Annotated in this window: 23 protein-coding genes and 1 pseudogene; 3 read left to right on the forward strand and 21 right to left on the reverse strand. The window is 41.9% G+C overall.

The genetic code is table 11. The features are described 5' to 3' along the window. Positions 1–125 precede the first annotated feature (125 nt). The 13 genes from AAC155_RS21960 to AAC155_RS22020 all read right to left on the reverse strand — a co-directional run bounded on the left by AAC155_RS21960 (position 126) and on the right by AAC155_RS22020 (position 17,161). Positions 126–500, reverse strand: a complete 375-nt coding sequence (locus AAC155_RS21960) for a hypothetical protein (protein WP_191214971.1) — start codon at positions 498–500, stop codon at positions 126–128. A 610-nt stretch (positions 501–1,110) separates the two neighbouring features. Then, positions 1,111–1,761, reverse strand: coding sequence for a hypothetical protein (locus tag AAC155_RS21965; protein WP_113044148.1), 651 nt, complete (start codon positions 1,759–1,761; stop codon positions 1,111–1,113). A gap of 553 nt (positions 1,762–2,314) precedes the next feature. Beyond that, complete coding sequence (locus AAC155_RS21970) at positions 2,315–3,139, reverse strand: class I SAM-dependent methyltransferase (protein ID WP_113044149.1); 825 nt, start codon at positions 3,137–3,139, stop codon at positions 2,315–2,317. A gap of 11 nt (positions 3,140–3,150) precedes the next feature. Further along, on the reverse strand, positions 3,151–4,305 hold the full coding sequence (locus AAC155_RS21975; RefSeq protein WP_113044150.1) for a cysteine desulfurase family protein: 1,155 nt from the start codon (positions 4,303–4,305) through the stop codon (positions 3,151–3,153). A gap of 12 nt (positions 4,306–4,317) precedes the next feature. Then, positions 4,318–5,202: an LPD16 domain-containing protein gene (locus AAC155_RS21980; protein ID WP_113044151.1), complete on the reverse strand. Its 885-nt coding sequence runs from the start codon at positions 5,200–5,202 to the stop codon at positions 4,318–4,320. Between the two features lie 877 nt (positions 5,203–6,079). Next, positions 6,080–7,534, reverse strand: a complete 1,455-nt coding sequence (locus tag AAC155_RS21985) for an amino acid permease (protein ID WP_113044152.1) — start codon at positions 7,532–7,534, stop codon at positions 6,080–6,082. A 260-nt stretch (positions 7,535–7,794) separates the two neighbouring features. Continuing rightward, positions 7,795–8,772, reverse strand: a complete 978-nt coding sequence (astE, locus tag AAC155_RS21990; protein ID WP_113044153.1) for a succinylglutamate desuccinylase — start codon at positions 8,770–8,772, stop codon at positions 7,795–7,797. Positions 8,773–8,784: 12 nt separating this feature from the next. Then, on the reverse strand, positions 8,785–10,128 hold the full coding sequence (gene astB, locus AAC155_RS21995; protein WP_113044154.1) for an N-succinylarginine dihydrolase: 1,344 nt from the start codon (positions 10,126–10,128) through the stop codon (positions 8,785–8,787). A 50-nt stretch (positions 10,129–10,178) separates the two neighbouring features. Beyond that, positions 10,179–11,654, reverse strand: coding sequence for a succinylglutamate-semialdehyde dehydrogenase (gene astD, locus AAC155_RS22000; RefSeq protein WP_113044155.1), 1,476 nt, complete (start codon positions 11,652–11,654; stop codon positions 10,179–10,181). Positions 11,655–11,656: 2 nt separating this feature from the next. Continuing rightward, positions 11,657–12,685 (reverse strand): arginine N-succinyltransferase, encoded by a 1,029-nt coding sequence (gene astA, locus AAC155_RS22005; protein ID WP_229015733.1) that lies wholly within the window; start codon positions 12,683–12,685, stop codon positions 11,657–11,659. A 24-nt stretch (positions 12,686–12,709) separates the two neighbouring features. Next, positions 12,710–13,918 (reverse strand): aspartate aminotransferase family protein, encoded by a 1,209-nt coding sequence (locus AAC155_RS22010; protein WP_113044157.1) that lies wholly within the window; start codon positions 13,916–13,918, stop codon positions 12,710–12,712. A gap of 1,238 nt (positions 13,919–15,156) precedes the next feature. After that, positions 15,157–15,900 (reverse strand): alpha/beta hydrolase, encoded by a 744-nt coding sequence (locus tag AAC155_RS22015; protein ID WP_113044158.1) that lies wholly within the window; start codon positions 15,898–15,900, stop codon positions 15,157–15,159. Between the two features lie 49 nt (positions 15,901–15,949). Next, positions 15,950–17,161, reverse strand: a complete 1,212-nt coding sequence (locus tag AAC155_RS22020) for an MFS transporter (protein ID WP_113044159.1) — start codon at positions 17,159–17,161, stop codon at positions 15,950–15,952. 169 nt (positions 17,162–17,330) lie between these two features. Between AAC155_RS22020 and AAC155_RS22025 the strand changes: the two genes are divergently transcribed. Beyond that, complete coding sequence (locus AAC155_RS22025; RefSeq protein ID WP_113044160.1) at positions 17,331–18,209, forward strand: LysR family transcriptional regulator; 879 nt, start codon at positions 17,331–17,333, stop codon at positions 18,207–18,209. Between the two features lie 43 nt (positions 18,210–18,252). On the opposite strand, the gene tnpB is transcribed toward AAC155_RS22025, so the two are convergent. Together tnpB and tnpA are read right to left on the reverse strand one after the other, a co-directional pair. Next, a complete protein-coding gene (tnpB, locus tag AAC155_RS22030) occupies positions 18,253–18,627 on the reverse strand; it encodes an IS66 family insertion sequence element accessory protein TnpB (protein WP_229015770.1) in 375 nt (124 codons plus the stop codon). After that, entirely contained in the window at positions 18,621–18,857 is a 237-nt protein-coding gene (gene tnpA, locus AAC155_RS24570) for an IS66 family insertion sequence element accessory protein TnpA (RefSeq protein WP_392392058.1), read from the reverse strand. The genes tnpB and tnpA overlap by 7 nt, the downstream gene beginning before the upstream one ends. A 190-nt stretch (positions 18,858–19,047) precedes the next feature. On the opposite strand from tnpA, the gene AAC155_RS22035 reads away from it, so the two are divergent. Continuing rightward, positions 19,048–19,245 carry a DUF7706 family protein gene (locus AAC155_RS22035; protein WP_112896980.1) on the forward strand — a complete coding sequence of 66 codons (198 nt, stop codon included), beginning with the start codon at positions 19,048–19,050 and terminating at the stop codon, positions 19,243–19,245. A gap of 269 nt (positions 19,246–19,514) precedes the next feature. Here the strand turns inward: AAC155_RS22035 and AAC155_RS22040 are convergent, their stop codons facing one another. The 6 genes and pseudogenes from AAC155_RS22040 to AAC155_RS22065 all read right to left on the reverse strand — a co-directional run. Then, the gene (locus AAC155_RS22040) at positions 19,515–19,865 is read right to left on the reverse strand and encodes a hypothetical protein (protein ID WP_112896979.1); all 351 of its coding nucleotides are present in this window, start codon (positions 19,863–19,865) and stop codon (positions 19,515–19,517) included. Then, positions 19,865–20,302: a hypothetical protein gene (locus AAC155_RS22045; RefSeq protein WP_112896978.1), complete on the reverse strand. Its 438-nt coding sequence runs from the start codon at positions 20,300–20,302 to the stop codon at positions 19,865–19,867. Before AAC155_RS22045 ends, AAC155_RS22040 begins: the two co-directional genes overlap by 1 nt. A 197-nt stretch (positions 20,303–20,499) precedes the next feature. Next, entirely contained in the window at positions 20,500–21,111 is a 612-nt protein-coding gene (locus tag AAC155_RS22050; protein ID WP_113044161.1) for an Imm43 family immunity protein, read from the reverse strand. 295 nt (positions 21,112–21,406) lie between these two features. After that, complete coding sequence (locus AAC155_RS22055; protein ID WP_036783502.1) at positions 21,407–21,859, reverse strand: SMI1/KNR4 family protein; 453 nt, start codon at positions 21,857–21,859, stop codon at positions 21,407–21,409. A gap of 8 nt (positions 21,860–21,867) precedes the next feature. Then, positions 21,868–22,296 (reverse strand): HNH/ENDO VII family nuclease, encoded by a 429-nt coding sequence (locus tag AAC155_RS22060; protein ID WP_229015769.1) that lies wholly within the window; start codon positions 22,294–22,296, stop codon positions 21,868–21,870. Further along, positions 22,282–22,428: pseudogene (locus AAC155_RS22065) on the reverse strand (RHS repeat-associated core domain-containing protein); the annotation flags it as partial. The gene AAC155_RS22060 and the pseudogene AAC155_RS22065, both read right to left, overlap by 15 nt. 189 nt (positions 22,429–22,617) lie before the next feature. On the opposite strand from AAC155_RS22065, the gene AAC155_RS22070 reads away from it, so the two are divergent. Continuing rightward, positions 22,618–22,758, forward strand: a complete 141-nt coding sequence (locus AAC155_RS22070) for a hypothetical protein (protein ID WP_158536619.1) — start codon at positions 22,618–22,620, stop codon at positions 22,756–22,758. The last annotated feature ends 199 nt before the right edge of the window (positions 22,759–22,957 follow it).

Raw genomic sequence — 22,957 nt, forward strand, 5'->3', positions numbered from 1 at the left:
TGGCGCCATTTTTCCCCAAAGTTCATCACTGAGCCGCCATTTGTTGTTTGCCATACTCTCTATACCTTCAGAAATTATCCGTTCTAGAATATTATACAATATGACAATTCCTTTTGGGATAGGCTCTAAGTGAATTTAGGCGCAATTCCACAGAAAGAGTTGTCTTGAACACAAGGAATTTTTTCATTCCTATTCCTATCAAATCCTTGATATTCATTTATATACATTCCTCGATACCAGTACATCGATTTTCCTATCTCATTATCACTATTTACAGTTTTATTACTCTCTAGTGTAAATTTATAATCTGTGTTGACTTCAATTCGAAGAACACAATTTTCATATAAAGACATGACTTTAGTCTTTGCCAATCCATTTGCAGTTATTGCATTTTTTACCTGATTCCTAATTTCCGCCGTATCTTGCATACAAGCCATACTGAAACTACTCATAGCTAATAAAAACGGAGAAATAAAGAAAACCTTTTTATTAAAATTCATATTTCTTTCCTTACTTGATTTATGGTTTTAGCACGAAATGGAACAAAAATAAATTTCGTTATTATTAAGTTAATATTTAATTTACAGCATAAATAATAATTCAAATTACAATTCAGTCGTAAATAATAAATTAATAACAATAGAACATTATAATATAACTCATTGAATTAAATTGGTTATTATTTACTTTCTTAACTAAGAGTAGATTACTAAATCAAAAAACACAAATTACAGAATCATTAAACTAAAGAATATCTTATTTAAACACATAATAACAAATATATAAAAATTTCAACAACATATAAAATAAGCAATTTATCAACATTCACTGTTCTATATATAACATAATAACTAATGATTTTTTATATCATAACAATCTAAATAACCTTCACAAGATTGCAATTATGCTTGATTATAAAATACATAAAAATCAAATAATTATTTATCACTATTGTAAAATATTTTTCAATGAAAGTTTTTCTGCTATCTAACTGAACACAATTAAATACAAAAAACAATTTAATCATGCCGCATATATGCGGCACCTCACCTTTATAGTTATCTGCGTATATTCAAGATTGATAATTGCATAGTTTCAGCACAGAGAAGCCTATTTTTTCTTTTTCTGTAATAATACATACGCGACCTGGGCTTGTACTTTATTCTTTGATAACCACTCATTAAATATATTTCCTATTCCGTGTTGCTTATATGCAGAATCACAACTTGCCGATGTTCCTGTTACACCAAGCCCATACGTTCCTCCACCTTCAGCTTTAGTCTTACATCCATGTTTAGTTGTAAAGTCATTATATAACCAGCCAGCCTTTTCCGTCTTAAATTCAATAACAACACCTGGTTTTTTATTCGTTAGATAACTTTGTGAGTAAGTGAATTGAGGCGCAATTCCACAGAAACTGTTTTCTTGAACGCAAGAAATTTTCTCGTTCCTATTCTTATCAAATGTTTGATATTCCTTTATCTCCATTCCTCGATACCAGTACATCGATTTTTCTGCCTCATTATCACTATTTGAGGTTTTACTACTCTTTAGCGTAAGTTTATTTGGTGTGTTGTCTTTAACTCTAAGAACACAATTTGTGTATAAAGACATTACTTTGGTTTTTGCCAATCCATTTGCAGTTATTGCATCTTTTACCTGATTTCTAATGTTCTCCGGATCTTTCATACATGCCATACTAACACTACTCATCGCTAATAAAAGCGGGGAAATAAGTAAAACCTTTTTATTAAAACTCATATTTTTATCCTTGCTTTATTTGTTTTTTTGATATCTAATTAAATGAAAATAGATTTCATCATTATATGTTGATTTAAAAACACTATTACAGACAATATATAATAAATTAACCAATATATTAATCTTCATTGTTATCATCTGTCGCAAACAAGGTAGATTATTTAACTGTAAAAAACAAAAACAAATTCCAATATAATTAAATTAAAAAATATGTCATTTACATATAAAAAACAACATGACAATAATATACCAGCAACATAAAATAAAAATAACTACAACAATAGAAAAGATAAAATAATTATTCGTTTTTTTATACCATAATAATCTAAAGAATATTATCTCATCATTGTAATAATATCTCAATAATTCATAAAAGCTCCATTGATAATAAATACTAATAATTATTTATTTAAGGAAATCTGGAGAATAGCAGACATGATGTGTCGTCTAACCAGAAACAGTAAAGTTGAGAGCTGACCGAAGGTTAACACCATTATTCAGATAAAATGCGTAAGATACCTCCTTGCCCAATAAGGCAAAGAGGTAAGAGATATTACGGGCGATAACCAATAAAGGCCATGCGCGACAGCCTCCTTTCGATTGAGACTAATTGTGTGGTGGACAAGAAATTCTGCATCCGCTCGAACGCTTCTTCACCCTCTATTGCAATAAATTGCTCCCTGCGCTTCTCACGCCCGGCACGCCAGCGCTCACTAAGTTCAACAACGCTTTGGGTAAGATCCACCTGCCTTTCGAGGCAAAGACCCGCCTCGCTGATTAAACGCTCGTTCAACCCAAGCGGGCTATAGAGGAAATAACCCGGCATGCCACGTATCACGATTTCGTCTTTACTCAGCATACCCGTTACCAAAGTAGGATCGGTATACAAGAACCGTCCGCCCGGTTTCAGTAGCCGGCACCATTCGCGCAGCAAGGCCAATCGATCCGGAATATGAATTACTGAGTCGATGCACCATAATGCATCAAAAGTGCCGTCAGGAAATGGCAGAGGCTGACGAACATCACTGTCGACGAAGTGGCTTCGATCTTCCAGTCCGAAATCTGCCGCAAGTTGCCGGGCGGTAAGGAGGCCATGAGGATGAATGTCAACCCCCGTCACGCTACAGCCGCTGGTCCTTGCCAAAAACAGAGCCGGCCCTCCAGACCCACTACATACATCCAGCACATGCGAGCTGTCAGATAATTGAAGCCATTGGGAGAACTTTCTAAACTCATCAGCAGAGGACCAGTTGTTCTGCCCCAGGTCTTCGCCATAGGTCTCTTTGCGTACCTCAGATACCGCTTCCGCAGAGAAACTACCGAAAGCCCGTTCGTAAAAACCAGTGCCAGGGCTTGGGGAGGAAGTTTGCATAGTCATAGATAATGCTCCTAGCGAATAGAATTTAATCGGAAGACAAGGTGTTCAATTGCGGCATCCAGTATCGCATTATCGAGATCCGGATCAAAACAGAACCGAACCGACGCATTAGCCTGAGCCGAGCTCAAGCCAATGCCAGTGAGCACGTGTGAAGGCTGTAGTTCCGCAGAATTGCAGGCTGAACCTGACGATATAGCCACCTGATGCAACCCGGATATTAGCGCCTCCGAAGCGATACCTTCGAACTGAACGTTCACGATGTATGGGGAACTGCAAGAGATATCGGTATTCAACACGGCATTCAGCACCCTTTGACGAAGGCGAGTAATAAAATAGTCTCTCAATGCAGTGACTTTTGCCTGGCGTTGCATAAGGGTTGACTGAATCATCTGACACGCAAGACCAAACCCGACAATCAACGGCGTTGGCAAGGTACCGCTGCGCAAATGATTCTGGCCGCCGCCATAGATGAAGGGCCTCAAATGCCCCGCAACACGCGCATCGACGAAGAGTGCCCCAACGCCTTTCGGTCCCCGCATTTTGTGGGCGGAAAACGAAAGCATATCAATTCCAGTTTCCTTGACGTTCATGGGAATTTTGCCGACAGACTGGACGGCATCCACATGTAGCCAAGCGCCTGACCGACGCGTGATTGCAGCAATTTCATCCACCGGCTGAACTGTACCCAGCTCAGAATTCACATGAGCAACGCTGACGATACGGGTGTCGGCGGTCAGTTTAGTCATGACATCTTCCGGTTGTACCCGGCCATTGGCGGCAACTGACATGTACTCGACAGCAAGCCCCCGACGGCTCAACTCCTTACCGACGAGTAACACAGATTTGTGGTCGATAGGGCAAAGTAGCGCTCCCGCAGGAGCGCATTCGTTATGGGCAAAACTTGAAAAAAGCGCAATATTGTTGGCTTCTGTGGCCCCCGATGTAAAGGCGATCTCCTCTGGGCGAGCACCGATGAGAGACGCAACTTGTTGGGCGGCATTCTCTATCGCATGCCGGGCGCGACGCCCCATCACATGGGCGGAGGAAGAATTACCGAATTCATGCTCCATATAGAATCGCATGATGTCGACGACCTCAGGAAAGCATGGTGTCGTAGCACAATGATCCAGATAGATTACGCCAGTCGGGTTTTCATTAACATTCATAGCGACTCCCCATCAGGAAGTGAAGACGGCAACGTTAACAAGCTTCGAGTAGATCTCTTGTGTCTGCATCTCTCCGCTTCCACCGGGGTCCGCAACAATCACCTTCATGCCCGAAAGCCCATACAGAGAGAGCGCGGTGCTTACCCCTGTTTTGACCGGTTGGAAACATTCGCCGGGGGCGAAGATCACCAGAAGACGATGTTGCGCGTTGTAGACCTCGGAGATCATCTCGGTGATCTCTCCCGCACATCCGGTAACGCCGCAGGTAATGAGGGGTCGATAATCGCCGTTTTCGTCCACAAGAGAAATTTCAGTTCCGGCATCAGGGCCATTGTCGAAAACGCGGCGATTTAATAGCCCTGCTTTGACCAACTTATCGGCGCTTTTCTGGAATCGGTATTTCAGCCAAGTCTCCGGATAGGCAATAGGATGTTTCCGGCTTGCGAGCATGTTTTGCTCAGAAAATTGCCCACTGCGCTCTAGGATAGATTTGTACGAGGCCAGAAGCGCGGAGAATTGTTCATAGAAGGCACGTCTTAGTTCAGATGCTGGCCCGCTGTCGCGCGAAACATATTGCCAATCGTTGATGAGCAGCAGAAATTTTATCGCTTCGAATTGATGTTTAAGCTGCTCTGCGATTCGAACACCAAGTTCCCAAGTATATCCTGGAAAAATTCCTACGCGTCGTTCAATTTTTTCTCGCATAGGAGCCGTATTTTCTTCGATGACTCCCGGAACAAGGCATCCTCGCTCTTCATCAAGAAAGAGCATGAAATGCCCTGCCATAATGACGAGATCCGGATGTGGAGTATTAGTTACTTCGGCAAGAATAAGGTCGAGTAGCTCAGCCTCAGATTGAACCAAACGGTGGCTGTTTGAGATGTTAATTTGCTGCATATGTGCCTATATTAATATTATTGATTTTATTAGCAATTTAAAGGCTGTGTTATAGCTCTGGAAACTGTATGACCCATTTCGATTTTCCTGGTGGATCGTTAAATTTCACTCACTATGAACATCCGCCTCCACAACAGTTATCAATTATCAGTAGACAATTGATAATAGATTATATATTTACATATAATCTATTATCAAACAATTAGTAATGTTAATGTTTAATCTATACCCTGTACTATTTAATATACACTAATAGCCAAGATTAATGTTGTATATCCTTGCTGTAGAGAGACCAAAGGCATTGACTAAAACGGTCATTTAACAGCCAAATATCAACGCTGCCGATATCATGATTCCCATCAATTCTATTTTAGCTAAACTCACAAAAAACCAATAATAACAGTCTATTCCATTTACATAATTACATTTTGCAAACATATCATTGTGCTCATATTCAAGCCACGTCATGCTGCTGCCCTACGCTAATTATTGACATTATTTAGCGTGATGTTTTTTTATGACAGACGTCCAGCCTGTCTATCGAACATTATCGGTGAACGATTCAAAATAAATTAAAAAATTTGACGAAAAACAAAATAAATCATCAATAAATTTAATTTAAAAATTTAATAAAAGCACCGAGGTCATGAGGTTTAACAAATTCTCAATCGTAAGTAGGTCAAAAGAAATAACGCAACTTTGACTAAAATATCTGCAAAGGCAAGTCCCGGCCCGCCAAACGATTTGATTATCACCTGAGTTAATTGTTTGGTATCCGTTGAATATCATGCAATCAAATGAGCCGTTTCGGCTAATATGAAATCGCCATTAAAGCCATTTTCCTATCTGTTTCAATTCGTTATTTCTTCATTCCTGTCTATGAACGAAAACTCTCTTTTGATATCTGATAACGTTGTTCTTCCTGTGCCTCATTTTTCTTCTTTACGCGCCATAAAATACTTAACAAAATAAACCATAAAGGCGTGCCACAAAGTGCGACCAGGGTATCCGGGTCAAAAACCATTACCACTATAGTAAAAATGAAAAAAGTCAGAGTCAGCCAAGTCATTAACACCCCCAAAGGCATCTTAAAGATTGAACGTTTATGCACATCAGGGTAATTCTTACGATAAACCAAATAGGCAATCAAAATCACACACCAGCTATAAATCACCATAATCGAAGCAACGGTTGATACCATAGTAAATAACTGCATGACATTCGGTACGATAAATAAAAGTGACGTACCAACCACCATACAGAAACAAGAAAATATCAAACTATGTACAGGAATCGCCGTATTGCGGGAAAGAATTTTAAATTTCCGGTGGGCGTTTTTTTCCGTTGATAAGCCATAAAGCATACGTGTACAAGCATATAATCCACTATTAGCAGAAGACATTGCCGAGGTTAATGCAACAAAATTAACCACTGCGGCAGCGGCAGGCAGACCCGCCAAGGCAAATAATGTCACAAAAGGGCTGGTTTCAGCGGAGATCCGTCCCCAAGAAGTGACGGCAATGATACTCAACATGGAGAAAATATAGAAAATCATAATTCTCATCGGGATATAATTAATTGCTTTCGGCAATATCTTTTCCGGATCTTTTGTTTCTGCCGTCATCGTGCCAACTAACTCAACACCGGTAAAAGAAAAAATCGCTATTTGAAAACCAGCAAAAAAACCAAAAATACCATTTGGCAAAAATACCGATGGATCAGTCAAATTATTCACAGAGGCGATCATACCATCCGGTGATTGCCAGCCTACCATCACCATACCAACGCCAATAATAATCAGCGCTAAAATCGCAATTACCTTAATCATGGCGAACCAGAATTCAGTTTCGCCAAATAAGCGGACAGAAAGAAGATTACAAGTACCCAGTAAACCTAGCGTTATAAATGCGGGCACCCAAAGAGAAACACCGGGAAACCAATATTGAATGTAGCCGCCACACACAACAACATCAGCAATACAAGAGACAATCCAACTCATCCAATAAGTCCAGCCGAGAAAAAAACTGGCTTTGGTACCTAAATAATCCGATACAAAATCAGCAAAAGAGCGATAATTCAGTTTAGTCAGCAGCAATTCTCCCATTGCCCGCATCACCATATAGACAAAAAAACCAACAATCGCATAGGTAATAATGATCGATGTACCCGATACAGCAATGGTTTTTCCTGACCCCATAAATAAACCTGTGCCAATAGCACCACCAATGGAAATCAATTGAATATGACGTGCACTCAGCCCTCTATGAAGCGTTTGTGTATCAGCAAATTTCTCTGCCGAAAGGTTTTGTTGAGTTTTATTATTTTTTTTCATGATAATACCCGTCCGTCATTAACTGCCTACCCCAATAAGGCTATTTTATTTGCCCTTATTTGCCATAAAGAGCGAACCAAGGCAGTGCTCAAAATCCTCACGTACTACGTGTACGCTCCGGTTTTTCCGCGCTGTCCGTGTTCACTGTTTATTTATAAGAACGGCCTGCAACAATTACGCCTATTAGGATAAGCATTAAACTGCTAAATCTTTCTACCACGGCTTCAGGAAGAAAATGGAATAATGCCTTATTTATTTAATTATTTTTTATTTAAAGCAAGTAACAGTCCCGCCCTTAATCCATTAGCAACCTCAGCATTAGGAAATAAAATAAATTTCGCCGGAAATTTAATTTTCCAATGGCGATCTTGTTGGCTGGCGATTTCAAACCCTTCTGGCAATTCAGTAAAGTTCAAGGTATCTGCGGGGATATGAAGTTGAAAACTGTCGTGACTCTTAATAATGGAATTAATTACCTGGTAATGTTTCAGCTCAGATTTAATACGTGCTGTTATTGGCGATAAAGAAATTAAACCATAAAGCGCATCCGTAATTTTTTGAAATTTGGTTAAATCATTTTCCCCAAAAGGCATTGCTTTACCCATCTCCATTGTACAACTATCCGCCCCAAACTTTTCACTCAGAAAATGGCTGAAAGTCCCGGCTTTCTCACGATGATAAACCAGCGCATCAATATCGCTGTCATGCAACCATTGCATAAATTCAGCAGAAAAGGGGCGATTCTGAGCAGGTAACAAGGCAAATTGCTCATGGTGAGAAGCGCGTATAGCGGTATGCAGATCAATATGCCAGCGAATATTTATCGACGACACCAAAGGTTCAGCAAAAAAGCGACTCACAACGTCTTCAAGTTCAGCCGCACGTGATCGCTCATTTCCTAGCGGAAAATTCAGGTAACGGCCACCAAACATGCGATTCAAATCATGATGTAAATAACGTCGATTCACACGCATCGCAGGCAAATTACCAAAGATGATCAACAAGTTATTTTTTAGTGTTAACGTGCCATCCGCCAACTGTGCAAGTAACTGAATCAATATTTCAATAGGCGCGGTTTCATTACCGTGAATACCGGCAGAAATCACCAAAGACCGATTTCCCCCTTCATCGGGAATCAATTGCAGTACCCCTTCTGCCAGCCAATGCGCATTTATTGTTTCTGGAAATATCAGGTGGTCGGCAAGTTTTTTTTCAAGCAATAACGTTAACAGATCCATATCTGCTCCAATTTAGCGCTGAAATTCATAGATCGATCCTAAATTCAGGATCTGCGTAAGCTCATCCAGCGCGGTATAAACTTCGCGAAGTAATTGGGGATCGGCCAGATCACTAGCACATAATTCATCACGATAATGGTGCGCTATCCATTTGGTCAGACGCTGGTGAAGCTGCGTATTCATCAATGTTGCGGGATTAACAGCGCGAAATTCAGCATCGTTAAGTACCACCCTCAGACGCAAACAGGCGGGGCCGCCGCCATTACGCATACTTTCCCGCAAATCAAAAACACGAACTTCATTAATTGGTGCAGAGGTCTGTGCACTCAGCGACTGCAAATAATCCCAGACAGCGGAATGTTGGCGGCACTCTTCAGGAACAACGATCACCATTTTCCCATCGGTTTTACTCAGTAACTGACTATTAAAGAGATAAGAATCAACCGCGTCTTTGATGCTGATCTGCTCAGCAGGTACTTCAATCGTGACAAAATTCTGTCCCAACACCGCCATTTTCTCTTTAATTTCAGTCAGAACCTGAGACTGATTAAGATAAGCATATTGATGGTGAAAAAGGACATTTCGGTTGCTGACCGCAATCACATCGTTATGGAAAACCCCACTGTCAATGGCGACCGGGTTTTGCTGTACAAAAACGGTTTGTGCCGGATTAAGCTGATGCAACCGCGCAATCGCTTCACTGGCTTCCAATGTTTGCCGCGCAGGATAACATTTGGGCATTGGGCCGCCACGAAATGCGCTACGGCCATAGACAAACACCTGTACGCCGGGCGTATCATAATCACCGCCAAGGCGATTATGGTTTGCCGCCCCTTCATCACCAAAATCTTCATGTTGTGGAAGAGCCTGATGATGGACAAAATAGTTTTGATCAGCAAAAGTGGCTTTTAACGCAGCGGCCGTCGTTTCTATTTCCAACGAACGGTGCAATTTATTGTTTAAATTAGCTACCGTGAAATGAACTCGCTGATCAGCGCTATCCGCCGAAGGTGACACGGTTGCCGCATTTGCAGTCCACATTGATGAAGCAGAACTCAGTTTTGATAATAACACCGGAGAATATTTGGCTGCTTTATGCAGTATCTGCTCATCATTGCCCACAAAGCCTAAATTACGCAAGGCTGGAATATTAGGGCGTTGTTGAGGAGGAAACACTCCTTGAATAAACCCCTCATCAGCCAGCGCTTTCATTTTCATCAACCCTTGCAGCGCGGCTTTACGCGGGTTAGATACGCTGTCTTTATTATTAATCGAAGCCTTATTACCCATAGAAAGCCCCGCATAGTGATGGGTCAGGCCGACCAACCCATCAAAATTTGCTTCAAAACCAGCCATAAATCCCCCTGGAAAAATTATATAAGTTGAAAACCTCTCCCGTTAAACGGTTAATCAGGGAAATGAAGCCCCGGCGCAAGTGTTTCAGGTAAAGTGAGTTCGTCGGTAACCAGAGATGCCATCGGCCAGGCACAGTAATCAGCAGCATAATAAGCACTAGGTCGGTAATTTCCTGACGCACCAATGCCACCGAAAGGCGCTTTACTGGAAGCCCCAGTCAACGGCTTATTCCAGTTCACAATGCCCGCTCTGGCATCTTCCGACAGACGTTGGAACAGAGCAGCATCCGGCGAAATTAAACCGGTAGCCAATCCGAATCGGGTGTTATTGGCGATTGCTAGCGCCTCATCAAATGTGTCATAACGCATAAGCATGAGCAGCGGCCCGAAATACTCCTCATCAGGAACATCAGCGACTTGGCTAACATCAATAATCCCTGGGGTCAACAACGTTGATTGCGGCTGGCATTGCTCCAGCGAAACCAAAGAGATACCACCCAATTTTTGTAGCCGATCTTGAGCTTCCAATAGATTCTGCACAGCCTGTAAAGAAATGACTCCACCAATGAACGGTTGAGGTTGGGCATCCCAATGGGATGGTACGATCCGCTCTGTCACCTCCACCAGACGCTTAATCACCGCATCTCCGTGCGCACCATTTTTGACCAATAATCTGCGGGCACAGGTGCAACGTTGACCAGCAGAGATAAACGCTGACTGCACAATGGTGTAAACAGCGGCATCAATATCGTCGCAACTATCGACGATCAATGCATTGTTTCCCCCCATTTCAAGTGCCAACATCTTCTCTGGCTGACCGCCAAGCACTCGGTGAAAGTGAAAGCCAGTATTGGCACTTCCCGTAAACAGCACGCCATCAATCTGCTTATCCTCCAGCAATGCTGTCCCGGTATTGCGTGCTCCCTGAACCAGATTGAGCACACCTGCGGGCAAACCGGATTTTTCCCATAGTTTCACCGTCTCTTCTGCGGTCATCGGTGTCAATTCACTCGGTTTAAACACCAGCGTATTACCCGCAATAAGCGCGGGAATAATATGACCATTAGGCAAATGTCCGGGAAAGTTATATGGACCAAAAACCGCCATCACGCCGTGAGGACGGTGACGCAGTAAGGCACGGCCGTCTGGCATAATCGTTTCTGACTCACCGGTACGCTGTTCCCACGCTTCGATAGAAATAGCCGCTTTACCTATCATGGATTGTATTTCAGTCCGAGTTTCCCATAACGGTTTACTGGTTTCCTGACTGATAACACGAGCAAGCGTTTCTTTCTCCTCATTCAGCAAAGCCGCAAACGTCTGAACAACCTTAATCCGCTCACTGGCGGGCAAATGTGACCAAGCATAAAACGCCTCACGAGCAGCATGACAAGCGGCTCTGACTTGCGAAGCATCAGCGCTGTTAGCTTGCCACAGAATCTGTTGATCTATTGGGGAAAATTTAGTTATCGACTCACCCTGCCCCTCAATCCATCTTCCCCCAATGTAATGTGCTTTATAATTCATGCTTAATTTTCCTTTGGAAAGAGACTAACCCGTCGCACCTGATCCCCATCGCTTACTTGAAGTGCATCCATCTCTGCGGCTGTTAAAAAAAGTTCATTACTGTCACACGCCACATTCAATAAAAGCGCTCGAAATTCACTAAACTGCTGATTGGCAACGATGCAAGGAACACCATCATCTCTGGTCACTGATTCGACTTTACTGACAGAAATGAGACGACTCTCTTTTACCGCACGTATCCGGTCAATCTCAGCCTGTAATAAAGCGCCGCCATCAAAAATATCGATATGGCCTTGATAGATAAGACCTTCTTTTTCAAGAATTGCCCGCGCGGGTACTGTTTTCTCATGGACCTGCCCAATCACCTTCTGCGCCTCAGCAGATAATAAGGAGATATAAATAGGATGAAGGGGCATGAGTTCGGCAATAAAGGTTTTCGACCCAATACCAGTTAAGTAATCTGCCTGGGAAAAAGGAATGCCAAAAAAATGTTGTCCCAGTGAATTCCAGAAAGGGGAATTTCCTTGCTCATCTGCAACCCCTCGCATTTCAGCGAATATAATTTTAGAAAAAATATCCCTAAATGCGGCGATAAAAAGAAAACGTGCTTTGGAGAGAAATGCCCCATTTCTTCCCTTCTGATATTCCGGATCAAGGAACAAAGTACACAATTCACTGTTACCGGTCTGATCTTGTTCCAAAGTCAACGTTTCAATAGATTTATAAATCCCCAATTCACGTGATGAACGAATGGTTTTTTGTACCCGAAAGTTATAAAACGGTTCCTCTAGCCCAACCGCCACTTCGATGGCACTGACACCCGCCACCCGATTCACGCAGGTATCTTCCAGCACAAAAAGGAATCCCTGCTGAGCCCTGGTCAGTTTTCCCTCAAAAGTATCAACGCTACGTGTAATACGTGAACATAATTGCTCCAGGTTATTAGGAAAAGATGTCAAACCTATACCCGCGCGTTGAGATAAAGACTGAACCCCATTTAAGTCACTATGCCGGACAGCTCGGAAAAGCATCATAACGTCACCTTCGATTTACTATTAACCTACAAACTGCATGATGGCGCTTTCAAGACGAACCAGACCTTCATCAATATCAGCAAATTCGATATTTAAGGCTGGCGCAAAGCGCAACACATCTGGACCCGCGATCAAAGCAATTAATCCCTCCTCTGCTGCCAAGTTAGTTAATTGCTTCGCCTTACCCTGCCAAGCCTTATCCAATTCAGCACCTAAAAGCAGCCCTTTACCTCGCAAGCAACTGAATATTTGGTAACGCTGGTTCAGTTTCGATAATTTATCCATGAAGTAATCATGACGTTGTAAAACGCCGGTGAGCAGTTCCGCTTGATTAACAATAGAAAGCACCTTATTGGCAACTGCCGCCGCCAAAGGATTACCGCCAAACGTGGTACCGTGCGTTCCAGGTTGAAAAACCGCTGCAATATGTTGTTTTGTTAACATAGCGCCGATAGGAAAACCGCCACCGAGACCTTTAGCACTGGTAAGAATATCAGGCTCGACACCATATTCCTGATAAGCATAAAGGTATCCTGTACGGCCCACCCCAGTTTGAATTTCATCAAAAATAAGCAGCGCTTGAAAACGATCACATAAGGTACGTAATTCCTGCAAGAATGTAGGATCTGCGGGAATAACACCGCCCTCACCGATAATAGGTTCGACAATAACCGCACAGGTATTTTCAGAAATATGTTCTCTGATCGCAGATAAATTATTATAAGGAAGATGCGTAATTTCTTGCGGAAGAGGAGCATAATCTTGTGAATATTTTGGCTGCCCTCCTACTGTAACGGTAAATAATGTTCTACCATGAAAAGAATCTTTAAATGAAATAATCTCATTCTTATTTTTTCCATATTTATCAGCGGCATATTTTCTGGTTAACTTTAATGCTGCTTCGTTAGCCTCCGCTCCTGAATTACAGAAAAACGCTTTATCAGCAAAAGTATTTTCCACGAGTCTTTTTGCTAATTTCAGGACAGGTTCATTGGTGTAACCATTACCTATATGCCATATTTTATCAATCTGAGAAATTAACGCATCCTTTAATTCAGGATGTGCATGCCCTAATGAATTAACGGCAATTCCACCGGCAAAATCGATATATTCTTTACCATCTTGATCCCATACTTTCGAACCTTTGGCCCGAACAGGTATGAACTTAGCAGGAGAGAAACAGGGCACCATATAGTGATCAAACCAACTTCTCTGAATATTTTCTAACATAGATCATTTCCCCTTAAAATAGAGAGTACGCGGACGAGAGAAAGTAATATGCCCAGCATCATTTTTCATCTCACACTTACACACCTTATTTAATGTATGCCGAGTAAAAGGTTTACCAAACTGAAACCTAAAAAGCCTTAAAGATAATAAGATTACAGGATCTATTTAATATTATTCTTATTAATCCCATGACTATTTCCTAAAACAGAGTTGCTCAGCCATTAGACAGATACTGTTGCCCACACTTAACAAAGTCAACACAAGTTGTACACAAAAAAAATACTTTTTGATCTCGTTCAAAATTCCAAAAAGTATTTTTATGCATTGTCTATGCACATTTAATGAATAAATAGGAAATAAACAGTGAATAAATTAAATCTACTACATATAGATGAAACGAATAAATAAATAATTATTCATTAATAACGCATGAAATTTATCTATTCAAATATAAAATAAAATTTGACCGAATTTAACTTTCAAAAACCAGAGTAAACCGATAACCAAAACAACAAAAGAAGTGAACAATTTGATGATAACTTAATATAAAATTAACTATCCAGTTAAGAAAATTGACTATACCCGTCATCTTTCAAGCTGCATCTTTGTTGGCTGCACTCGCTCATCCCGGTCACATAGTTATCTATGCTCCCGGGGATTCACTCCCTTGCCGTCGCGATGCATCTTGAAATCCATAGGGTATAATCTCATTTGATTTTCTGCAATTTTCATTGGCAAACGCTGAGCTTCATTATTAAAATTGAAATCATTATTTTTATTTATTATGTGAATCTACCAACATTAAGTATTTTTAAATATAAACTAAACGCTTGTATATTTAATTATAAAAAATTTTATTTTGGCAAATGTCATGAAAATTAGCTGCCTATTTTAAATAATAGACATGATATTAATCCAAAATGCGACCTATTCAATATTTAAAAAATCATTCAATGCGACAAATTATACAAAATATAAGATTAAGTTGAAAAACAATTTATTAGGAATTATTTTAATAGAAGGAATTAAAATAATATCGTTAACGTAAATAGAAAAAAGATCAGTACAAGTTAAAACTAATTTGATCACTGATTAAAAATACTGAATTACCTGAATCGATTAGGATATGTCACGGACAGTCAAGGATAATATGAACTTATTCCGCATCATTTATAGGGAAAGGGATAGCAAACGGCTTGAACTAAAGGCGCTAAATGCACCTTTAGTTTGTTATTATCTTATTTTAAATTATCAGTGAAAAATGATGTAATCTTGTCAAATGGAATGAATTTCGTCCGATCATATAAGTCCACATGCAATGCGCCGGAAACAATGTAAAGCTCCTTAGGCTCAGCGGCCAATTTGTAAGCATCCTCGCTGAAATAACGGGAATTAGCTTTTTCACCCGCAATGAACAGAATCGGACGGGGCGAGATTGCCTCTATTTGAGAGAACGGAAAGAAATTCATTAATGCCGGGTTACTGGTCAGAGACATTGCTGTTGTTGAGCGAGGATGGTACCCCCTCGGCGTCCGGTAGTAATCATAGAACTCGCGAGCGACAGCCGGTGACTCGGCGGTAATTTCTTCTGGAGTCCCTATAACATAGCGTTTCTGTCCACCTTCAAATTCGACGTAACGCTGCTGAACAATGTCTTCAAGTGCTTTGACCCTATCCTCTTTGGTCATTGTGTCCCACAATCCCTGACGGCGATCCCGGCCTATATCATACATACTGATAGTCACTATGGCCTTCATACGAGGATCAACAGCCGCAGCACTGAGTGCAAACCCTCCGCTCCCGCAGATACCAATGACACCAATGCGATTTCTGTCAACAAATGAGCGGGTGCCAATAAAGTCAACAGCGGCACTGAAGTCTTCCACAAAAGCTTCTGGAGAGGCAATCGAACGAGGTTCGCCGCCACTCTCGCCGTTATAGGATGCATCCCAAGCCAAAGTGACAAAACCACGCTCTACCATTGCCTGGGCGTATAAACCCGAACTCTGCTTTCTCTGCTATTACCCATGTTTACCCATGAGCAATAACGCCAGGATGGGCTGAATGCTGTGCAGCCCAGGTAAAAATGGCAGATAACGACAGTAATACCGCGCCAAAGACGAAGGGACTTTTCCAGCCCATGACATCGAACATTGCTCCACCGGAACTGGCTCCCAGCGTAATAGCCAACTGAATAGTCGCGACCATTAGGCCACCACCAGCTTCGGCATCATCCGGCAGTACGCGGCTCAACCAGAGTCCCCAAGCAACTGGTGCTGGCGTGGCGACTAATCCCCAAGTTGCCAGTAACGCCGCAACCGCCATGCCAGAACTGCCGAAAATGGTAAGGACTACCGCAACCACTGCCATCGCGAGAGGGATAGCAATCAGGTAGGCAAACAACCGTTTTTTTAATAACAATCCGATGAAGTATGTTCCAACCAAACCACTAGCACCCAACAGAAGGAGTATGAGGGATAATTCAGTAACACTGATGCCAGTAATCGTTTCCAGAAACGGTCGCAAATAGGTAAAAACAGCGAACTGACCCATGAATAACCACATAATGCCAGCCATACCCAAGGCAACCTGCGTTTTTTTCAGCAACCTGAATGGATTAACTGCTTCGCTTTTTTTACTGGCTTCCATCGCAGGAATCCCCCGCCATTGCCAGACAAATGCCAGTATGGCAAGTGGGATCACTATAAAAAAGGCACCTCGCCAGCCAATATACTGTCCCAGAAAGCTACCCAGCGGAGCTGCAATGGTCGCCGCCAGCGCATTGCCGCCGTTTATCAGAGCCAGCCCTTTCGCAACAGAATCAGGTGGAAGCAGCCTCATCACGGTCGCCGTCGCCATTGACCAGAAACCACCAATGGCGATGCCCAATAAAGCCCGTCCGACTATGAACTCCACGTTACTAGCGGCCAGTGTCACAATCATCCCGGATATTGTCAGAAGTAGCGTGAAACTCAGCAGCACTTTTTTCCGGTCGAATTTACCTGTCAGGGGAGTATTCAGCAGGCTGGTCAGCACAGCAAAAAAACCTGAAACTGAAATAGCCTGACCTACCTGCCCTTGGCTCATCTGCAAGTCCTGTGCGATTGGACTCAGCAAGCTGACGGGCATAAATTCTGACGCAATCAGTACAACAACACAGAGAGCCATGGAAAAGACCGCTCCCCATGCAGGAGGCTGGGTTGAATGCGTGTATGATCTTACATCAGTATTAACCGTTTTCATTTTTCTCCGGCATTCATCTGATAGCAGAACGGAATGACGTGTTTTATGCATCCCAAACAGCTATGGCGATAATCAAACTCATGTAGATCTTAATTGCATAATGTTTCTTTGATTAGACGTTATAATTAGCATGCTTTTATGAGAAAAATTCAACAATTGAGGTTTCAAGATGGACGATCTTCAAGCATTTTTGTTAGTGGCAGGGGAGCAAAGCTTTACAAAGGCCGCGGCAAGAATGGGCGTCACGCCATCGGCACTCAGCCACACCATTAAAGCTCTGGAAGAAAGACTCGGGGTACGTTTATTAACCCGTACAACACGTAATGTCGCACCGACAGAAGCAGGGGAAAGATTATTACATTCTATTGGTCCTCTTTTTGAGCAGATTAACGCTGAAATTGAAAGATTAGGTGAGCTTCGGGATAAGCCTGCGGGTACGATTCGGATCACTTGCTCAGACGATGCGGTACAGATGATCCTGAGGCCCATGCTTGCCAGATTTCTTGCCAGATATCCTGATATTAACGTGGAAGTCAGTATCGATTACGGTTTCACGAATATTGTCAGTGAGCGGTTTGATGCCGGAATCCGGCTTGGCGAAGCTATCAGTAAGGATATGATAGCAGTACGTCTTGGCCCGGACTGGCGCCTCTCCGTAGTTGGGACACCCGCCTATTTTGAGCAGCATCCAATTCCGCAATCTCCTCATGATCTGACAAACCACCGTTGCATTAATGTCCGTCATTCAGTTGCTGGCGGCGTTTACGCGTGGGAATTTGAAAAAGATGGCAGAAAGCTGAATATTCGGGTCAATGGTCAATTTACCTCAAATAGTACTATTCATATTTTAAATAGCGCACTGGATGGTATAGGGCTGGCTTATGTCCCTGAATATTTAACTAAACCCTACATTGCCGACGGGACACTAAAAGAAGTCTTAGCGGACTGGTGCCCATATTTTCAGGGATTTCATCTTTATTATCCCAACCGGCGACAGGCTTCGCCGGCTTTTATGGCTTTTGTGGAAGCCGTCAGGTATCACGTCTAGAGTGATGAACATAATACTCTTCTGGGCGGAGACAGGAAAAGTATCAACGGTTCCCTGATAATAAAAGTAAGGCTCCATATCCAGTGCCAGTGTCCGCGGGCGGAACGGGTTGGGTCATCTGTTGCCAGTGAATGCCGCGGATGAGCCAGTCAAACTGGGCGGGCGTCATTACCCAGCTGCGCTCGCCCTGCTTCGGCCAGACAAAATGGGCCCGGTGCAGACGGCGGGTACACAGCCAGACGCCGTGTCGGTCCCAGCGCAACACCTTGAGACGGGAGCGGGCCTTGTTGCAGAAGACAAAAGCGGCTTCGTCCTGCCAGCGCAAATTCAGTCCCTCCAGGTGCTGGGTCAGGGCATCAATACCCCGGCGCATGTCGACGGGCTCTCGCACCAGAAAGAGCTGTTGCGGTTTCAGCATCGGGCCAGTACCCGCATCACGTCAGGCAGCAGCGTCAATGGACAGGCGATGGCATAGCCGTCTGGGGTATGCAAGGTGACGGTGTGCGTGTCGTCAGGCTGGAGTGAAACCGGCAAGAGGGCGGGCAATGTCTGGCTGAGAGGTTGGCGCATTTTGTTACTGTCGGCAATCCAGTCGCGGAAAGAGGAAAAATTCAGCTGATGCTGTTCACAATACTGTTTTCGGGTCAGGCCACTGTGCCGCCATTAGGTCACATGGTGTTGTTTTTGCTCCGGGGTATATCGGCTACGGCTCATGATATCAGTCTCCAAATAAAGGAAGGAAGCCGTAGCGTGCATGGGCCGGAGGGGAAGAACAAGGTGAGATGACCGGACTCTTACCGCTGATAACCGGTTTTGCGGGTTAAGGGGAGAGCATGAGATGACGATAGCGATTGAACATTTACAGGATATTCAGTTAACCCATATTGAAGCGCTGGCCTTAGCCCAACTGGTGAAGCGGCTGAACTGGGCGGAGATACGCGCCTGTGCGATTGATGATGCGGAAGCCTGGGTTATCAAGGCCGCGATAGGGCGGCTCCAGTCGGCACTGGCGTGTCACGGGTATTCACCACGGTAAGAAAGAAACAGGCCGGAAGCGATTCCGGCTTTTTGCGATTTCAGGGAGAAAACAGAATAAAATAACTAAAATATAGCTTATGTATATATTTACAATGAATATTATATTTTTCTGTATTATTTCTTTGTTTATCTTCTTATTTATTTTATATTTTTATGATTTTAAATTATATATTTAATATATTAAGATCAAGCCTGTAAGATATTTATTTTAAGTATAAAAATAACAAAGCGGAAAGATCACGGGGATCTTTCCGGCTTTAAATTTAACTATTCATATTTTCCAGTAAACATAAATTCTTCAAGTATGTTAATGAACTTGGCTTTATCTCTTGTTTGCTTACTACCTAGGAATTTTTCCTCTTCTGTTTTTCCTGTCTTTTTATTTGTTTTTATAATAAAGAAATCTAATACAAATAAACCGTTAGGATCTCCTTCTGGTTCATACCGTGAATCAAAGCAAAGGCCATCAAGAGAATTATGTCCACTAATCAAAATTGATCCATAGAACCAATCCATATTTTCTTTAGTAGGTTCATAGTCATAGAAATTATTTACATCAATTACCCACCTACTAGGTATTCTCAAGGGCTGAATATTCTTCCATATATCTTTTTTCATTAACGAACTCCGGGAATGTATTTTCCGACTTGTTCCAACGATGCCGGGAAACTGTGAATAGTAGGAATAGGGGCATTCGTCATTTCGATTCTTACCCAATTGGTTAATTGCCCTTCATTATACCCAACATGACCGGTAGGGTTTTTATAGAACATGAATCGAGTTCCGCCGTGGTCAAAAGCATGGCCATTGCGAATAGCTCCATATGCAGCTTGTTTCTCAAAGCCAGCTACCTTACTTGCATATTCCGGGAAATAAGATGCTTCAGGTCTTTTATCTAAGCTTCCTTTACCTACACTCAGATTTTTAGCTTCATTAATATCTTTTGCGTTGATATGTTTTGTTGCATGACGACCAGCCGTAGGACGTTGAGCATTATAAACATCTGTTCGAAGGGCCTTGCGTTTATGGTATCCAGTAGGATCACAACCCGCCAATCCCAGAGGATCAATGCAGTTCGCCGGGTTATGGACATAACTGTACGGGTTCGGACCACCAGAACGATGATAAGGTAATCCTGTAACACCATTGGTTCAAGGAGTGTGTCATTTCTTTTTTTTAATTTCCTGAAATGACACAAAATTTCTAATATTCCCTTCAGCTATTTTATATTAACATTATGGTAATTTTTTCTTTATTTTTTTCTTTTACTTTCGATATCATATCTATAGTCTATACAATAATTTTTAAATGCATCATCTAGTTTAACTATTTTCACACCACTAACTTTCATCTTTACAAATATTTCTGTTGCGTGTTCGGAAAGAAATAAAAAATCAGCAAGTAAAGTGCTACGTAGTGTAAATACATCAATGCAGTGTGGATTGTTAAACCTGTCTTCTTCTAATTCAGATCTATCCAAATCTAGAAGAGTATCATCACCTATGAAATACATGTAATTAAAATCATCCCTAAGTATATTACCATCTTTGATTGAAGTTGCTATTAATTTTTTAGATATAACTTCACAAATTTTTAAATTACTAAATAAATCAATGAAATTATCAGATATAATATGGCTTGCTCCGTGATTATAATAATTAAACCGCAGAGCTCCTATATTTTTATTACATAATAAAAACAATTGATTGGGGCACTCTGGTTCTTTCATGTAATAGGGGAATGAGTATTCAGAGCAGTTATAATCCCAATTGTTATTTACTTGTTTTTTTGTATCTACAATAGCATGAAGATATCTTGGTATTACTGAGGATTTATAATCATTCATTAAGACATAGTAATTCATCAATTCAATCTCCCACACTTTGTTGTAGTTACGCTTCCTGACCAGATCTTATTTTTCATATCCATTTGAATCTTTCTTATAGCATCCCTAGCCTCTCGATCATTAATATTACCATTTTCATGCTGACGTCGAACTATTTCTATTTCCTGCCTTACTTCATTAGAATAAATATTATGATTACTGCTGTTGATCTAAACAAGGAGTGATATTATCAATAGTCAAAAATCCAGAGACTCAATGAAGATGAAAGCCAGTTGAGATTTATTCAGCTGGCTTGGTTAGTTTTTTATAAAAATTATTGAGTCCTTAGTTCAACATATTCTTCAAAAAAAGAAGTGAAACTATCGCTTATAATAGCATCTACCTTTTTAAGATATGGGTCATAGTTTACAATTTTTCCAAAGTTACTAGGTGAACTATCAATGCACCAATAAATTTCATTTTCTACCATATAAATAACTGCCAGATATTTAGGTAATTGAAATTCAGAACGACATCGTGTTGTATCACCATAGATAGTACCACCATAATCTATTAACGCATTATTATCTTCAATGCCTGATATTTCTTGTTCTACAACACCACCTCCACCTGTTTTTTTTAAGAAAAATTTATAATCATCAGGAATGATTATATTCAACGTTTTTTCTAAGATACGGATTTGTTCGTTGTCTACTGGAGTATGCCAAACAACTTCGTCTTCGCATAAGGAGGATAACTTCTGAACTAATGCTTCTATCTTATTCATATCTTATCTCACATAAAATCTAGTGCTCTGGTTTTCCAATAATTCTTTCTGAATTTATCATATTGATAAGCTAAAGAGTTATTTTGTCTAAAACTATTTCCATTCTCAATGAGACCATGTAATGGCTTATGGTACTGTTTGTGAGTTGAAGAAACTATTTCAACCATTGGACCAGGCTCTCTCCCAATAACATGGTGCAAGTTTATCTGTTTTCCATCAGGTCCTATTGGGGCATAGCCATTTTTCATTAAATCTAAGTTAGTCCAGCCATCTGCAATTTTTTTCTGAACCGTTCTATTGACACTACTATGTACAAATTTAGGCGCTTCCGGTGTTACATCTTGTGTATTTTTATAAACTTTTCGACCCAATACTTCCTCAGGTTGGTATTTAGCCCCCGGACAGCCAGTTAACCCGAACGGATCAATCCAATTCACCGGATCATGGACATAGCTGTACGGGTTAAATCCGCCACTAAGATTCAAAGGGTCCGGCGATAAGTACTGGCCTGTTTCCCTCTCGTAATAACGGTGCCGGTTATAAAATAAACCGCTTTCCGTGTCTTCATATTGGCCACAAAAGGGGCATCAGCTCCGAGGCAGTCATACTTATAGGGCGATGCCAGGCCGCACAGGACAAGGCTTTCAGAAGGACGCGTTTCGCCCATTTTGCTCCTGCAACTTTTTTTGACCCGACGTGCCTTTTCAGGATGTGTGCACGCTACCGCCATACCCTGACGCCCTTATCCGGTCTGCACATTGAGCAGTATAGCGGCGGTGTTAGCTGCCGTTAACCCCTTGTGTGTATTTGCTGACGTGTTTGTACACCGCCTTTCAACCTGCCAGAACCGGGTTTTATCGATAACCCGTGGCGGCGGGGCAGCTTGTCTGCGCCGCTGACGCAGGTTGGCCGGGTGCGGGCCGGCGAGGCCCGCAGGTGACGCTGTTCAGCAGGGAAGCCCCTGGGGGCTGCACCTGTCTTTCCTACACAAATATTTTAACCTGCCCCCTCGTTATTGAACTTTTTCCTCATAGATTGATCTCAATAACAAACCCGACTTGAGGTAATCTTTATGTTTTCAACCTGCGCTGAACAATG

Source organism: Photorhabdus sp. HUG-39, assembly GCF_963878365.1.
GTDB lineage: Bacteria > Pseudomonadota > Gammaproteobacteria > Enterobacterales > Enterobacteriaceae > Photorhabdus > Photorhabdus kayaii.